The sequence below is a fragment of the Streptomyces sp. NBC_00878 genome (genome assembly GCF_026341515.1).
Lineage (GTDB): Bacteria > Actinomycetota > Actinomycetes > Streptomycetales > Streptomycetaceae > Streptomyces.
The window spans coordinates 664,086-678,599 of the sequence record NZ_JAPEOK010000001.1 but is presented as its reverse complement, the minus strand read 5'-3'; the positions used below and the strand labels follow the sequence as shown (position 1 = coordinate 678,599).

The window sequence follows — 14,514 nt, the reverse complement described above, 5'->3', positions numbered from 1 at the left end:
GGTCCGAACGGCTTCAGTGCGACGTCAGGGCGCGGTTCAGTCTGAAACGATTCAGAAGCTGAAGCTATGAGCCGCTCGAAACGCTGTCAACCCCTCCGACGGCTACTGCTCTCCGTGACTCGGTTGTGACCTTTGGCTATCGAAAATTTCGGCCTAGACCCATTGACGTGACCTGGGCTACCTGTCTAACGTCCCGGCAACCTAGTTGAAACCTTTCACGGCGTCGTGAGGCCGCATCGCCCGCGTCGTTGAGGAGCCCTCATGACCCACCGGTCCGACGCGGGTCCGGCCCCCGTGCTGGCACTCAAGGACATCTCCAAGTCCTTCGGTGCCGTACGCGCCCTGCGGGACGTGTCCCTTGAACTCTTCCCCGGCGAAGTCCACGCACTCGCCGGAGAGAACGGCGCGGGCAAGTCGACCCTCATCAAGGCGCTCGCCGGCGTGCACCGGCCGGACGCCGGTCAGGTCTTCCTGGACGGCGAGCCCACGGTCTTCCACGGTCCCGCCGATGCCCGCGACGCGGGCATCGCGGTCATCTACCAGGAACCCACGCTCTTCCCCGACCTGTCGATCGCCGAGAACATCTTTATGGGCCGCCAGCCGCGGCGCGCGCTGGGCCGGATCGACCACAAGGCCACACACGCGTCGACCCTGGCCCTGATGAAGCGCCTCGGCGTCGAACTCGACCCCGACCGTCCGGCGCGCGGCCTGTCCATCGCCGACCAGCAGATCGTCGAGATCGCCAAGGCGCTCTCCTTCGATGCCCGCGTCCTGATCATGGACGAGCCGACCGCCGCCCTCACCGGCAGCGAGGTGGCGCGCCTCTTCGGAGTCGTCCGCACCCTGCGTGAGCAGGGCTCGGCCGTGCTGTTCATCTCGCACCGACTGGAGGAGATCTTCCAGATCTGCCAACGCGTCACGACCCTGCGCGACGGCGCCCTGATCTCCAGCGAACCGATCGACGGCATGACCGAGGACGACCTCGTGCGCCGGATGGTCGGCCGCGACCTCGACGAGCTCTATCCCAAGCAGGACGTCGACGCGGGCGAAGTCGCCCTGAGCGTACGGCGGCTGACCCGCGAGGGCGTCTTCACCGATGTCTCCTTCGACGTCCGCCGCGGCGAGATCGTCGGCCTCGCCGGACTCGTCGGCGCCGGACGCACCGAGGTCGCCCGGGCCGTCTTCGGCGTCGACCGCTGGGACGCCGGAGAGGTCGAGATCGACGGCACGAAGCTGACGAACGGAGCGCCCTCCACGGCCATGGCCGCCGGGCTCGCCCTCGTCCCCGAGGACCGCCGCGCGCAGGGCCTGGTGATGGACATGTCCATCGAGCGCAACATCGGTCTGACCGGCCTGCGTACGACGGTCAGGGCAGGGCTGATGGACCGCGGCGCCGAGCGCAGCCGCTCCCTCGACTGGGCCGTCAAGCTCCAGGTCAAGTACGCCCGGATCGCCGACACCGTCAACACCCTGTCCGGCGGCAACCAGCAGAAGGTCGTCCTCGCCAAGTGGCTCGCCACCGGCCCGAAGGTACTGATCGTCGACGAGCCGACCCGAGGCATCGACGTCGGTACGAAAGCTGAAGTACACCGGCTGCTCAGCCAGTTGGCCGCCGACGGGGTCGCCGTCCTGATGATCTCCTCCGACCTGCCCGAGATTCTCGGCATGGCCGACCGGGTCCTCGTGATGCACGAGGGCCGGCTCACCGCCGAGATCCCACGCTCCGACGCCACCGAGGAAACCGTGATGGCCGCAGCCACCGGGAGGGCGGCGTGAGCGACGCACGCGCGGCCGCCGGGCCGCAGACGAACACGATGGCCGCACCTCTGCGCCGCGCGGGCGGAGAAGCGAACAAAAGGAGGATGGCGTGACGGTCACCGCTCCCAACCCCGCCCCCGCCGCCGAGGTGCCCAAGTCCAGCGGCACCCGGCTGGTGGACCGCGTCTTCAAGATGCGCGAACTCGCCATCCTGGTCGTCTTCCTGGTGATGATCGTCATCACCCAGATCGGCAACAGCGACTTCCTGTCCGAGCAGGGCATCAAGGACCTCCTGCTGAACGCGACCATCCTCGTGCTGGTCGCCACCGGCCAGTCGCTGGTCGTCATCACCCGCAACGTCGACCTGTCGGTCGGCTCCACGCTCGGCATCAGCGCCTTCGCCGCGGGCACTTACCTCCAGGGCGGCGGCAACTCCGTCGTCGCCGTGGCCCTCGCGGTCCTGCTCGGCATCGGCTGCGGACTGGTCAACGGACTGCTCGTCAGCCTCGGCCAAGTGCCCGCGCTCGTCGTCACCCTCGGCACGCTCTACATCATCCGGGGCATCGACTCCATCTGGGTCGGCTCCCGGCAGATCACCGCGGCGGGCCTGCCCGACGGATTCATCGACTTCGGATCCGGCGGCCTCTCCGCCGTGCCATGGCTGGCGATGATCGCGCTGGCGGTGCTGATCGCGACGGCGTACTACCTCAAACACTTCGGCAGCGGACGCGAGCTGTACGCGCTCGGCTCCAACCCGGAGGCCGCCCGCCTCGCAGGCATCCCCGTACGCAAACGGATCCTCGCCGCCTACACCTTCTGCGGCGCCCTCGCGGGACTCGCGGGCGCGCTGTACCTCGCCCGGTTCGGGAACGTCGACTCCGGCACCGGCAACGGCTACGAACTCACCGTCGTCAGCGCGGTCGTGGTCGGCGGCGTCGTCTTCACCGGCGGCTCCGGCAGCGTCTACGGAGCGGCACTCGGCGCACTCCTCCTGACCTCCATCAACAGCGTGCTGCCCGCCCTCGGCGTCAGCTCGGTCTGGGTGCTCGCCATCAACGGCATCCTGCTCATCCTCGCCATCGCGGTCGACCGGATCGTCGCCCTGCGGGTGGCGACCGCACTGAAGAAGAGGAACGCCCGCCATGGCTGACTCCGCTCTCGCGCGCGCTGTCCGCTGGTCCGCCTTGAAAAGGTGGGATTCAGCCGTCGGCGCCCTCCTCATCGTCGTCCTGTTGCTGTCCTTCTCCACGGTGGACGGCTTCGGCAACGCCCTCAACCTGTCGTTCCTCATCGGCAACACGCTGCCCATCGCGCTGATCGCCCTGCCGATGACCCTGCTCGTGGTGGCAGGCGAGATCGACCTGTCGGTCGCCTCCACGGCCGGCCTGTCCGGCGCGGTGATGGGCGGCCTGTGGAACCAGGGCATGACCATCGAGACGATCATCCCGATCTGCCTGCTCCTCGGCGTGGTGTGCGGGCTGATCAACGGCCTGCTGGTGACGCGGCTCGGCCTGCCGTCCCTCGCCGTCACCATCGGTACGCTCGCCGCCTACCGGGGTATCGCGCAGATCGTGCTCGGTTCCGACGCGGTGACCGACTTCCCCGCCCAGTACCTGGACTTCGCGTCCGGACGCATCGGCGACACCTTCATCCCGTACGCGCTGCTGCCCTTCCTCGTGCTGCTCGCCATCGCGGTGGTCGCGCTCCACGCGACGCCGTTCGGGCGCTCGCTGTTCGCGATCGGGGCCAATGAGGAGGCCGCGCGGTTCGCCGGAATCCGCGTCAAGCGGCAGAAGCTGATCCTGTTCACCCTGACCGGTCTCATGGCCTCGCTGACCGGCATCTTCTGGGCGCTGCACTACGCCAGCGCCCGCTTCGACAACGCCACGGGGCTCGAACTCTCCGTCGTGGCGGCCGTTCTGCTCGGCGGGATCGACTTCGACGGCGGCAAAGGCACGTTGGGCGGCGCGATCGCCGGGGTGTTTTTGCTCGGGGCGCTGCAGAACGTGATGAGTCTGCAGGACGTCTCGGCGCAGTCGCAGATCGTCGTCACCGGTGTGCTGCTGGTGCTGTCCGTGCTCGGCCCGCGGGTTGCACGGCAGATCTCCATCGCGAGGGCGCAAAGGCTGACGTTGTAGCGCCGTTCGTAAGCTGCGGGCCGCATGTGGCTGGTGGCGCCCCGCGGCGGAGCCGCAAATCAAATACAGCCCCGCGCCCCTGAAAGGGGCGCACCGTACTCACCCTCAGTAAAGGACCTAGCCATGCGCAAGTCATCCCTCCGTCGGGCCTGTGCGGCCCTCGCCGCCACCACCTCCCTGGCCCTGGCTCTCACCGCCTGCGGTGGCGGAACCACCAAGGACGACGTCAAGGAAGAGGGCGCCTCGAAGGCCGCCGCCGGCAAGGCCGACCCGAACGCGGCCACCAAGAAGGGGCTGACCGTCGGCTTCCTGCCGAAGGCGGTCAACAACCCGTACTTCACCTCCGCGGACAAGGGCGGCGAGAAGGCCCTCACCGAGCTGGGTTCGAAGTACAAGGAGGTAGGCACCAGCAGCGCCACCGACACCGCGGGCCAGGTGAGCTACGTCAACACGCTCACCCAGCAGCAGGTCGACGCGATGGCCGTCTCCGCGCAGGACCCGGGCGCCCTGTGCACCGCGCTCAAGCAGGCCATGAAGAACGGCGTCAAGGTCGTCACCTACGACTCCGACACCAAGCCCGACTGCCGCAACGCCTTCGTCTCGCAGGCCAGCGCCGAGGCCCTCGGCCGCACCGAGGTCCAGCTCCTCGCCGAACAGATCGGCTACAAGGGCGAGATCGCGATCCTGTCCGCCGCGCAGACCGCGACGAACCAGAACACCTGGATCGACTTCATGAAGGACGAGCTCACCGACCCCAAGTACAAGGACATGAAGCTGGTCAAGGTCGCGTACGGCAACGACGACGCCCAGCAGTCCTTCCAGCAGACCCAGGGCCTGCTCCAGGAGAACCCGAACCTGAAGGGGATCATCTCCCCGACCACCGTCGGCATCAAGGCGGCGGCCCAGTACCTGTCCGGCTCGAAGTACAAGGGCAAGGTCAAGCTCACCGGCCTCGGCACCCCGAACGACATGCGCAAGTACGTGAAGAACGGCACCGTCGAGGCCTTCGAGCTGTGGGACCCGGCGAAGCTCGGCGAGCTGGCCGCGCGTACCGCCGTCGCGCTGTCGTCCGGCCAGATCACCGGCAAGGAGGGCGAGACCTTCAAGGCCGGCGCCATGGGCAGCTTCACCATCGGCAAGGACGGTGTGATCGACCTCGGCAAGCCGACCGTCTTCGACGCGAAGAACATCGACGAGTTCGACTTCTGATCCCCCCTCAAGCCAGGGAGCGGCCCTTCATGCAGCGCGTCTGTTTCCTGCTCAAGGTCCGCGAGGACCGGCTCGACGAGTACCGCGAACGGCACGCCGCCGTGTGGCCCGACATGCTCGACGCACTCTCGGCCACTGGCTGGCACAACTACTCGCTCTTCCTCCGCGAAGACGGCCTGCTGGTCGGATACTTGGAGACCGAGGACTTCGCGGCCGCGCAGGCAGGCATGGCGGCCGCGGAGGTCAACGCCCGTTGGCAGGCCGAGATGGCGCCGTTCTTCGAATCGCTGGACGGCGCCAGGCCCGACGAAGCCATGAAACCCCTCACCGAGGTGTTCCACCTCGCCTGATCCACCGCGCTCCTCGCCCACCCCTACTCTCCGCTCCTCACTCTCCGCTCCTCCCGCTCTTCCCCTCGCTCGTTCTCCTCCTCCCCGCACAGGAGTCCCGACATGAAGAGACGCACCCTGCTGGCAACCGCACTGCTCAGCACCGTGGCGGCCCCCGGCATCGCCGGTACCGCCCGGGCCGCCGACCCCGGTCCCTCGGTCACCCGGACCGGCACCACCACGCTCGACGGCCAGGCCATCTTCTTCGTCTCCTACGACGGCCTCGTCAACAACAACTCGTTCCAGAAGAACGGCCTGTTGACCTACAAGGGCTACCAGTACGCCGCCTGGTACGCCGCCGACCGCAACGCCGTCATCGGCCGCCGCGTCCTCGGCGCCGGCACCTGGTCCACCGTCAAGGTCGGGCACACCCTGCGGTACAACGACTCGCACAACGTCATCTCGATGGGTGTCTCCAAGGTCGACGGCCGCCTCCACCTCAACATGGACTCCCACAGCGACGGCTTCACCTACGTGAAGTCGGTGGCCGGGCTCATGGACAACCCGGCCGGGCTGACCTGGACCGCGAGCCGCTTCGGCGCGCCGCAGTCCACCCTCGACGGGCTCGCGCTCACCTCGCAGTTCACGTACCCGCAGTTCATCTCCACACCCGACGGAAAGCTCCAACTGAGCTACCGGGTCGCGGTCTCCGGCAACGGCCGCAACGCCCTCGCCGAGTACAACGGCACCTCCTGGACCAGCCTCGGGGAGTGGACCAGCTCCACCGGCACGTACACCAGCGAGCACGGGACCAGCACCGTCCGGAACATGTACCTGCACGGCATCGACTACGACAGGAACGGCCGGCTGCACTCCTTCTTCACCTGGCGCGAGCAGAACGGCGCCGTGATGTGCAACGGCGGCGGCATCACCAACCACGACACGGGCTACGTCTACTCCGACGACCGCGGACGCACCTGGCGCAACAACGCGGGGACGGTCGTCGGCACCACCGGCGGCTCCGACAAGGTCGCCGTCACCGACGCCGGACTGGTGATCGACGCGCTCAACCCGGACCACTCCCTGATGAACCAGGAGAGCCAGTTCACCGACTCCGCGGGCCGTCCGCACGCGATCATCAGCTACGTACCGGGCCGCTTCGGCCAGTGCACCACCAACTACGTCGCCGACCGGACAGCCAACGGCCGCGCCTTCCACGTCCGCAAGACGTCCACCGGGACCTGGCGCAAGACCGAGATCCCGGTCGCCCTGAACTCCAGCCAGCGCACCAGACTGGTCCTCGACAAGTACGACAACGCGTATGCCGTCCTGCCCTTCGGACGGATCGTCGCCGCGTCCGCCGCCTCCGGGCACACGGACTGGACGACACTCTTCGACGGCGCCGGCCTCAACGCCTTCGGCGAGGTCGTGGTCGACGAGACCCGGATCGCCCAGGACGGCGTGCTGTCGATCCTGTACCAGGAGAAGTCCAGCGGTACGACGCCCTCGGCGCTCCATGTCGTCGACTTCGCGCTGCCCGCATGACGGAGTCCGTTCCGGGTGGTCACGCGGGTAATGTGACTGCGTGCCCACCACTCCCCGTTCCCCCGGAGGTAACCGCCTGATGGCCCAGTCGGTGGGTATCAAGGACGTCGCACGAGTCGCCGGAGTCTCCGTCGGCACGGTCTCGAACGTCATCAACCGCCCGGACACGGTCGCCTCCGAGACCCGGGCCCGCGTGCTCTCCGCCATCGACCGGCTCGGCTACGTCCGCAGCGAGTCCGCACGCCAGCTGCGTGCCGGACGCAGCCGGATCATGGGCCTGCTCGTCCTCGACATGGGCAACCCCTTCTTCGTGGACGTGGCACGAGGCGCCGAGCGCGCCGCCCGCGAGGCCGGGCTCGGCGTGATGGTCTGCAACAGCGCGCAGAGCCCCGGCGAAGAGGCCGACTACCTCTCGCTCTTCGCCGAACAGCGCGTCCGCGGCGTCCTGCTGACCCCCGCCGACGCGACCGGGCGCAACATCGAGACGTTCCGCCGCCACGGCATCCCCTTCGTGCTCGTCGACCGCGTCGCCGAGGGCACCACCGAGTGCTCGGTGTCCGTCGATGACGTGGCGGGCGGCGCACTCGCCGTACGGCACCTGATCGACGCGGGCCACCGCTCCATCGCGTACGTGAGCGGGCCGCCCGGCCTGAACCAGGTCCGGGACCGCCGCACGGGCTCCCTGAACGCGCTGGGCGAGGCGGGACTCGGCCCGGAACACCTGCGCGAGCTGCCCACCGAGCGGCTCGACGTGGCCGCGGGCCGCGACGCCGGCGCCCGCCTCCTCGGCCTCGCCGACCGCCCGACCGCCGTCTTCTGCGCCAACGACCTGCTCGCCCTCGGCGTCCTGCAGGCCATGTTCGCGGCCGGTGTGAGCGTCCCGGACGACCTCGCCATCGTCGGCTACGACGACATCGAGTTCGCGGCCGCCGCGGCCGTCCCGCTGACCTCCGTACGACAGCCCGCCGTGACGATGGGCGCGCTCGCCGCCTCGCTCCTCCTGGAGGAGACCGAGGCCGAGACCGCGCCCACCCCGCACGAGCACCAGCGCGTCGTGCTCCAGCCGGAGCTGGTGGTGCGCCGCTCCAGCCTCCCGCCGCGCTGAGCGGTCGTTCAGTACGTACGAGAATTCCGGCCTGATCGGCCGGTCAGTACGGTTTTCTTGATCCCCGCTCTCGGCTCGCCGGAGAACTTGTGCTGAACTGGTTCGCGGTCAGGAATCCGTCCGTCTCGGGAGCCCTCTTGAGTGCCAGCTACCGTCAGCCCGGTGTCGTCCTCAGCGACCGCCGTTTCACCGTGCCCCTCGATCACGACAACCCCTCCGGGGAGACGATCGAGCTGTACGCCCGTGAAGTGGTCGGCAGCGACAAGGCGGACCAGGATCTGCCCTGGCTGGTGTTCCTCCAGGGCGGCCCCGGCTTCGGCGCCAGCCGTTTCGTCGGCAAACAGGCCTGGCTCGGCCGCGCCCTCAAGGACTACCGCGTCCTGCTGCTCGACCAGCGCGGCACCGGCAACTCCACGCCCGCCAACCGGCAGACCCTCCCGCTGCGCGGCGGCCCCCGCGAACAGGCCGACTATCTCGCGCTGTTCCGCGCCGACTCCATCGTCCGCGACTGCGAGGCCATCCGGCCGGCCGTCACCGGCGGCGCCCCCTGGGCCGTCCTCGGCCAGAGCTTCGGCGGCTTCTGCGCGACCCACTACCTCTCCAGCGCGCCCGAGGGCCTCAGCACCGCCCTGATCACCGGCGGCCTGCCCACCCTCGACGGGCACGCCGACGACGTGTACCGGGCCGCGTACCCGCGCATCGAGCGCAAGGTCGTCGCCCACTACGCGCGCTACCCCCAGGACGTCGAGCGGGCCCGGCGCATCGCCGAACACCTCCTGCGGCACGAGCCCGTCCTGAACGGCGGCTACCGCCTCACCGTCGAGGCCTTCCAGTCCCTCGGCATCGTCCTCGGCGGCAGCGAGGGCAGCCACCGACTGCACTACCTCCTGGAGAACGCCTTCGTCCGCACGGCCCAGGGCCCGGTCCTCTCCGACGCCTTCCAGGAGGACGTCCAGTCCGTCCTCTCGTACGCAGGCCACCCGCTGTACGCACTGGTCCACGAGGCCTGCTACGCCCAGGGTGACCGCCCCACCGCCTGGTCGGCCGAGCGGGTCCGCGCCGACTTCCCGCAGTTCGACGCGGCCAAGAGCCTCGCCGGCGACGGCCCGGTGATCTTCACGGGCGAGTCCGTCCACCCCTGGACCTTCGACTGCGACCCCGCCCTGCGCCCCCTCCGCGAGACCGCCGACCTCCTCGCCGAACGCACCGACTGGGCCCCGCTGTACGACCCCGACCGCCTCGCCGCCAACGAGGTCCCCGTCGCCGCGGCCGTCTACCACGACGACATGTACGTCGACGCCGACCACGCCCTGCGCACCGCCCGCACCATCCGAGGCCTGCGCACGTACGTGACCGACGAGTTCGAGCACGACGGGGTACGGGCGGGCGGCCCGCGGGTCCTGGACCGGCTGATCGCCCTTGCGAGGGACGAGGTCTGAGGTCTGAGGCCCATGTCTGTGTCTCAGGCCTGAGGGCGCGTGGCCGCGAGGTGTCAGGCCAGCGCCCGGGCCTTGTGGATGACGCAGCGCAGCCAGGAATCGGCGCCGAAGGCGCGCAGTTCGCTCAGCCCCTCTCGGAGGGTTTCCTCGTCAGGGATGCCAGCCAGGGAAGCGATGGCGGGGAGCGCGCCTTCCACGGAATCGGCGAGATAGCGGGCCATCGGCGCCGCCTCCGTACCCCGGAACGAGAACAGCCGCTCGCCGGGGTCGATACGGGAGAAGCCCGTCTCGTCCAGCCAGCCCCACAGCTGCGTGCCTGCGTCGCTCTGGCCGAACGCCCGCATCGCCCGCACCAGCGTCGGCATCAGCGCGTCCAGGCCCGCGGTCGACGGACCCACCTTGATCGTCGCGTAGTCGAGTTCGATGGAGGTGATCGTTCCGCCCGGGGCGAGCACGCGCCGTACCTCGCGCAACGCCGCTTTCGCGTCGTCCTCGGTCATGTGCTCCAGGACCCACATCATCCACACATGGTCGAAGGACGCGTCCTCGTACGGCAGGGTCCGGGCGTCGGCCACCTGAAGATCGGCGGCCACTTGGCGATCGGCGAGATAGCCGCGGGCGAAATCGATCTGGGCGGGTTCGATGTCCACACCGGAGAGCCGCACCTCGGGAAACGCGTTCCCCAAAGTCGCGAGGACCGCGCCGGCCCCGCACCCCACCTCCAGCAGACGAGTGCCGGGCCTGAGCGTCGTACCCTCCAGAATCAGTCCGTCCCGCCACAGTTCGGCCTGGTCGATCAGACGCTGCTGCTCCGCGGGAGCGTGGCCATGGACGTAGCTCCGCCGGGCGATGTCGCTCTGTGTCACGTTGCCGAGTCTCCTTCGCTCCTTGTGCGCTCCCAGGCGACGGGGAGTTCGAGCATTCCCTGGACCGTGTCACCGGGGTTGAGGACGATCTCGTCGGCGGGCAGGGCCAGCCGCAGGTCGGGGAAGCGGGAGAAGAGGCTCCGCAGGGCGATCTCCATCTCGGCGCGGGCCAGGTTCGAGCCGATGCACTGGTGGATACCGAATCCGAACGCCACATGGTGGCGGGCCGAACGGTGCCAGTCGAGTACGTCCGGGTTCGGGAACGAGTCGGCGTCCCGGTTGATGACGGAGGTCGAGAAGACGACACCGTCGCCCGCCCGGATCGTCGTACCGGCGATCTCGATGTCCTCGGTCGCCACCCGCAGCAGCCAGTCGGAGACGGACAGGAACCGCAGCAGTTCCTCCACCGCGGTGGGCATCAGAGCGGGATCGGCACGCAACTCGGCCAGTCGCTCGGGGTGCTGGAGCAGCGTGAACGTGGCGAGCGAGATCATGTTCGCCGTCGTCTCGTGCCCGCCGGCCAGGTTGACCAGCGCCAGCGCGATCAGTTCGGCCCGGTCCGTCTTGCCCTCGCGCAGCTGGTTGTGGACCAGCTCGTCGAGAATGCCGTCGCCGCCGTGGCCGCGTTCGTGCTGCTTTCGGTCGATCAACTTGCCGAAGTACTCCTCCAGTTGGAAGCGCGCGTCCATCGCGTCCGCGACCTCGGTACTGCGCAGCAGCCGACGCGACTGGACCTCGAAGAACTCGTGATCGGCGTACGGGACACCGAGCATCGCGGAGATCACGATGGACGGCAGGGGCAGCGTGAAGGCACTCACCAGGTCGGCGGGCGAGCCCTCCGCCTCCATGGCGTCGAGGAGTTGGTCGACCGTCTCCTGGATCCGTGGCCGCAGGGCCGCGGTGCGCTTGGCGGTGAAGCCCGGGATCAGCATCCGCCGCTGGGTGCCGTGCTCGGGGTCGTCGACGCCGATCAGCGCCGGCACGGCCTCGCGGAATCCGGCGAGGCGGGCGCTGGGAATCGGGAAGCCCGGCCGGTCGCTGCGCGACGAAAGCCGCCGGTCGACGAAGAGTTCACGGGCCGCCGCGTGACCGGTGACGAGCCATGCCTCAAGGCCGTCGTAGAGCGTGACACGGGACAGCGGGCGGGACAGCGATTCGTAGGCGGGCGGGTGGTAGGGACAGGTGCGGTCCTGCGGGAAGGCGACCGGTTGTGTCATGGGCTGACCTCACTGATGAAGGGTTCGCGAACCCCGCCGGGGCAGGGTTGTGAGACGTACGTGGGTGGTGGGAGGCAGCCGCCGTTCGGGGACGACGTGCGGACGCGGTCACGCCCGGCTCAGCGCCAGGACCGCGTTCTGGCCGCCGAAGCCCATGGAGTTGCTGAGCGCCAGATCCATGTCGTGCGGGGTCGGGGTCCCCACCACGTTGATGTCGATCTCCGGGTCCTGTGTGCGGAGGTTGGCGGTGGGCGGGACCAGACCGTGCTCGATGGCGAGCACGGTGTAGGCGGCCTCGATCGCCCCGGCCGCTCCCAGGAGATGACCGGTGACTCCTTTCGTGGAACTGACGAGCGGGCCGCCGGGCAGGACCCGGCCCAGCGTCCTGGCTTCCACCAGGTCGTTCAGCGGAGTCGAGGTGCCGTGCGCGTTGACGTACGAAACGTCTCGCGCGCTCGCTCCGGCGTCGGCGAGCGCCAGCCGCAACGCCTGTTCCAGACCCCGGCCGTCCGGGTGCGGCGCGGTGATGTGGTGGGCGTCCGCGGTCGAGCCGTGCCCGACGATCCGGGCCCGGACCCGCGCACCGCGGGCACGGGCGTCCGCGGCGCGCTCCAGGACGAGCAGTCCCGCCCCCTCGCCCGCGACGAAGCCGTCGCGGTCGGCGTCGAAGGGCCGGGAAGCGCCCCCGGGGTCCTCGATCCGTCGTGAGAGGGCCCCCATGTTCGCGAATCCGGACATCGCCAGCGGGGTGACCATCGCCTCGCTGCCACCGGCGATGACGACGTCACAGCGCCCGAGGGCCAGCAGGTCGCACGCGGTGGCTATGGCCGTGCTCCCGGAGGCGCACGCCGTGGCCACCACGAGGTTCGGACCCGTGGCCCCGAACTCGATCGCCACCTGCCCCGCCAGCATGTTGGGCAGATACATGGCGAGCAGCAGGGGCGTCACCCGCTGGGGCTTCTCGTCGAGCATCACCCGGTGCTGCGCCTCATAGGTGTGGATGCCGGCTCCGGCGTTGCCCAGCACGACCCCCACCCGTGCGCCGTCCCAAGTGGCCGGGTCCAGGCCGGAGTCGGCCACGGCCTCGCGTGCCGCGACGAGGGCGAACTGGACGAAGCGGTCCAGGCGGTGGGCCCGCCGTCCGCCCAGCAACTCGTCGGCGTCGAAGTCCGGCACGCGGCACGCCAGGGGAACCGGCATGCCCTCCAGTTCGGGATCGACGGCCGCCGCGGTGCCCCGGGCCTCGCACACCTCGGACCAGTTGCGCCGCACTCCGACTCCGGCCGGAGAGACGAGCCCGAGACCGGTGACGGCCGTGTCGGTGCGGATCGTCATGCCTGGACCTGGGCGACCCGGTCCTCCACGATGCGGCCCATGTCGGCCAGGGTGGCCGCGTCGCTCAACTCGTGATCCTGGATGTCCACGCCGAGGTCCCGCTCCAGGATGACCGTCAGCTCCACCAGAGTGAGGGAGTCGAACTCCACATCCTCCAGGGAGGCTTCCGGACTCACGAGATCGGGGGAGACCTTCAGGTCCTCGATCATGATCTTCTTGAGCGTGTCGTACCCGTTCATGTCAGCTCCTTGAACGCGGTGTGGGGGAAACCGGGCGGGATGCCGGATGGGTGTCGGGTGGGATGCCGCCGGGTCAGGCGACGCTGGTGAGCGACGGCCACACGAGGGTGGCCGCACCCCAGGCGAGACCGCCGCCGAACGCGGTGATCAGCACCCGCTGGCCCTCGGTCAGGGCGCCGGACGCGTTGTCCTCGTCCAGCAGCAGGGGGATCGAGGCCGAGGCCGTGTTGCCCACGTGCTCGATGTTCGAGGCGCGGCTCTCGGGCGGGACGCCCAGCGCGTCGCCGAGCGCGTTGCTGATCCGCGCGTTGGCCTGGTGGGCCACCAGACGGTCGATGTCGGAGAGCGGCCAGCCGGTCTGCTCGGCGGCCGTACGGCAGGCGGACGTCATGTGCCGGACGGCGAAGCGGAAGATCTCCCGCCCCTGCATGGTGAGGTACCGGGAGTGGTGCTCGGTCGGCTCGCGGCGGCGCGCACCGCCCGCCGGGACGGTCAGGAGCTCGCTCCCGCCGCCGTCGCTGCCGAGCACGAGGGAGATGAGCGCACCGGGCTCGTCGGGGTCGCCGGCCCGTAGGACGACGGCTCCGGCGCCGTCGCCGAAGATGGCGGCGGTGGTGCGGTCGGCCGGGTCGACGAGGGTGGTGAACGCCTCGGCCCCGATGAGCAGGACCCGTTCGGCGACGCCCGTGGCGATGAGGCCGGCGGCGGTGGCCAGCCCGTAGACGAAGCCCGCGCAGACCGCGGAGACGTCGAAGGCGGCCACGCCCGGCAGACCGATCCGGGAGGCGACGTCCGGCGCCGTGGCGGGGCACAGCTCGTCGGGGGTGCTGGTGGCCAGCACCACGGCGTCGGCCTGGTCCGAGCGTGCGGACTTCAGTGCCCGCAGGCCGGCCTCCACGGCGAGGTCCGAGGTCGACATACCCGGCGAGACGCGGTGACGGTTCGCGATACCGGTACGGCTGCGGATCCATGCGTCGTTCGTGTCGAGGGTGGCTTCCAGGTCCGCGTTGGTCACCGTGTCGGGCGGAAGCCAGGACCCGAGACCGGTGAGCACCGCGGCACGAGGGGATCGGTACGTCATACGAGTTGACTCCGTGGTCCTGGGGATCGGGGGACGGGCTCACCGCGTGGACCGCACCGGCCGGGTCGCCGGTGGAAGCCACGGCAGCTCCTGAAAGCCGGGTCCGGGGGGAAACGAACCGTCCCGAGGCACAAGCAGCCTGACACCGGCAGGCACGGGCGAACAAGGTCAGGAATCGGAAAACACCCGATGTGCGTTTTCCAGGTACAGGAAGGCCGGCGCTTGAAACTGTTCTTCTCAAAACGGCCACCAA

13 protein-coding genes are annotated in these 14,514 nt (G+C 69.7%); 8 read left to right on the top strand and 5 right to left on the bottom strand.

The window, feature by feature from the left end; all coding sequences use genetic code 11:
- Positions 1-261 precede the first annotated feature (261 nt).
- The 8 genes from OHA11_RS02620 (at position 262) to OHA11_RS02585 (ending at position 9,523) form a co-directional block, all read left to right on the top strand.
- Positions 262-1,776 (top strand): sugar ABC transporter ATP-binding protein, encoded by a 1,515-nt coding sequence (locus OHA11_RS02620; protein ID WP_266491553.1) that lies wholly within the window; start codon positions 262-264, stop codon positions 1,774-1,776.
- Positions 1,777-1,867: 91 nt separating this feature from the next.
- Positions 1,868-2,908: an ABC transporter permease gene (locus tag OHA11_RS02615; RefSeq protein WP_266491551.1), complete on the top strand. Its 1,041-nt coding sequence runs from the start codon at positions 1,868-1,870 to the stop codon at positions 2,906-2,908.
- Positions 2,901-3,896, top strand: coding sequence for an ABC transporter permease (locus tag OHA11_RS02610; RefSeq protein ID WP_266491549.1), 996 nt, complete (start codon positions 2,901-2,903; stop codon positions 3,894-3,896). The genes OHA11_RS02615 and OHA11_RS02610 overlap by 8 nt, the downstream gene beginning before the upstream one ends.
- A 123-nt stretch (positions 3,897-4,019) precedes the next feature.
- Entirely contained in the window at positions 4,020-5,105 is a 1,086-nt protein-coding gene (gene rhaS / locus OHA11_RS02605; protein ID WP_266491547.1) for a rhamnose ABC transporter substrate-binding protein, read from the top strand.
- Positions 5,106-5,134: 29 nt separating this feature from the next.
- Positions 5,135-5,455, top strand: coding sequence for an L-rhamnose mutarotase (locus OHA11_RS02600; RefSeq protein WP_266491545.1), 321 nt, complete (start codon positions 5,135-5,137; stop codon positions 5,453-5,455).
- A gap of 102 nt (positions 5,456-5,557) precedes the next feature.
- On the top strand, positions 5,558-6,979 hold the full coding sequence (locus OHA11_RS02595; protein ID WP_266491544.1) for a BNR repeat-containing protein: 1,422 nt from the start codon (positions 5,558-5,560) through the stop codon (positions 6,977-6,979).
- A 79-nt stretch (positions 6,980-7,058) separates the two neighbouring features.
- A complete protein-coding gene (locus OHA11_RS02590) occupies positions 7,059-8,084 on the top strand; it encodes a LacI family DNA-binding transcriptional regulator (protein WP_266491543.1) in 1,026 nt (341 codons plus the stop codon).
- A 137-nt stretch (positions 8,085-8,221) separates the two neighbouring features.
- On the top strand, positions 8,222-9,523 hold the full coding sequence (locus OHA11_RS02585) for an alpha/beta fold hydrolase (protein ID WP_266491542.1): 1,302 nt from the start codon (positions 8,222-8,224) through the stop codon (positions 9,521-9,523).
- 53 nt (positions 9,524-9,576) lie between these two features.
- Here OHA11_RS02585 and OHA11_RS02580 read toward each other — a convergent pair whose 3' ends face one another.
- The 5 genes from OHA11_RS02580 to OHA11_RS02560 form a co-directional block, all read right to left on the bottom strand.
- Complete coding sequence (locus OHA11_RS02580; RefSeq protein WP_266491540.1) at positions 9,577-10,389, bottom strand: class I SAM-dependent methyltransferase; 813 nt, start codon at positions 10,387-10,389, stop codon at positions 9,577-9,579.
- Positions 10,386-11,606: a cytochrome P450 gene (locus OHA11_RS02575; RefSeq protein ID WP_266491538.1), complete on the bottom strand. Its 1,221-nt coding sequence runs from the start codon at positions 11,604-11,606 to the stop codon at positions 10,386-10,388. Before OHA11_RS02575 ends, OHA11_RS02580 begins: the two co-directional genes overlap by 4 nt.
- A 108-nt stretch (positions 11,607-11,714) precedes the next feature.
- On the bottom strand, positions 11,715-12,941 hold the full coding sequence (locus OHA11_RS02570; protein ID WP_266491536.1) for a beta-ketoacyl synthase: 1,227 nt from the start codon (positions 12,939-12,941) through the stop codon (positions 11,715-11,717).
- Complete coding sequence (locus tag OHA11_RS02565) at positions 12,938-13,180, bottom strand: acyl carrier protein (protein WP_266491534.1); 243 nt, start codon at positions 13,178-13,180, stop codon at positions 12,938-12,940. The genes OHA11_RS02570 and OHA11_RS02565 overlap by 4 nt, the downstream gene beginning before the upstream one ends.
- A 73-nt stretch (positions 13,181-13,253) precedes the next feature.
- Positions 13,254-14,261, bottom strand: coding sequence for a beta-ketoacyl-ACP synthase III (locus OHA11_RS02560; RefSeq protein WP_266491532.1), 1,008 nt, complete (start codon positions 14,259-14,261; stop codon positions 13,254-13,256).
- Positions 14,262-14,514 lie beyond the last annotated feature (253 nt).

Bases quoted from the DNA above. Each gene is read 5' to 3' on its own strand.
- OHA11_RS02620 (WP_266491553.1), top strand. From the start codon at position 262: ATGACCCACCGGTCCGACGCGGGTCCGGCCCCCGTGCTGGCACTCAAG.
- OHA11_RS02610 (WP_266491549.1), top strand. From the start codon at position 2,901: ATGGCTGACTCCGCTCTCGCGCGCGCTGTCCGCTGGTCCGCCTTGAAA.
- rhaS (WP_266491547.1), top strand. From the start codon at position 4,020: ATGCGCAAGTCATCCCTCCGTCGGGCCTGTGCGGCCCTCGCCGCCACC.
- OHA11_RS02600 (WP_266491545.1), top strand. From the start codon at position 5,135: ATGCAGCGCGTCTGTTTCCTGCTCAAGGTCCGCGAGGACCGGCTCGAC.
- OHA11_RS02595 (WP_266491544.1), top strand. From the start codon at position 5,558: ATGAAGAGACGCACCCTGCTGGCAACCGCACTGCTCAGCACCGTGGCG.
- OHA11_RS02590 (WP_266491543.1), top strand. From the start codon at position 7,059: ATGGCCCAGTCGGTGGGTATCAAGGACGTCGCACGAGTCGCCGGAGTC.
- OHA11_RS02575 (WP_266491538.1), bottom strand. From the start codon at position 11,606: ATGACACAACCGGTCGCCTTCCCGCAGGACCGCACCTGTCCCTACCAC.
- OHA11_RS02570 (WP_266491536.1), bottom strand. From the start codon at position 12,941: ATGACGATCCGCACCGACACGGCCGTCACCGGTCTCGGGCTCGTCTCT.
- OHA11_RS02565 (WP_266491534.1), bottom strand. From the start codon at position 13,180: ATGAACGGGTACGACACGCTCAAGAAGATCATGATCGAGGACCTGAAG.
- OHA11_RS02560 (WP_266491532.1), bottom strand. From the start codon at position 14,261: ATGACGTACCGATCCCCTCGTGCCGCGGTGCTCACCGGTCTCGGGTCC.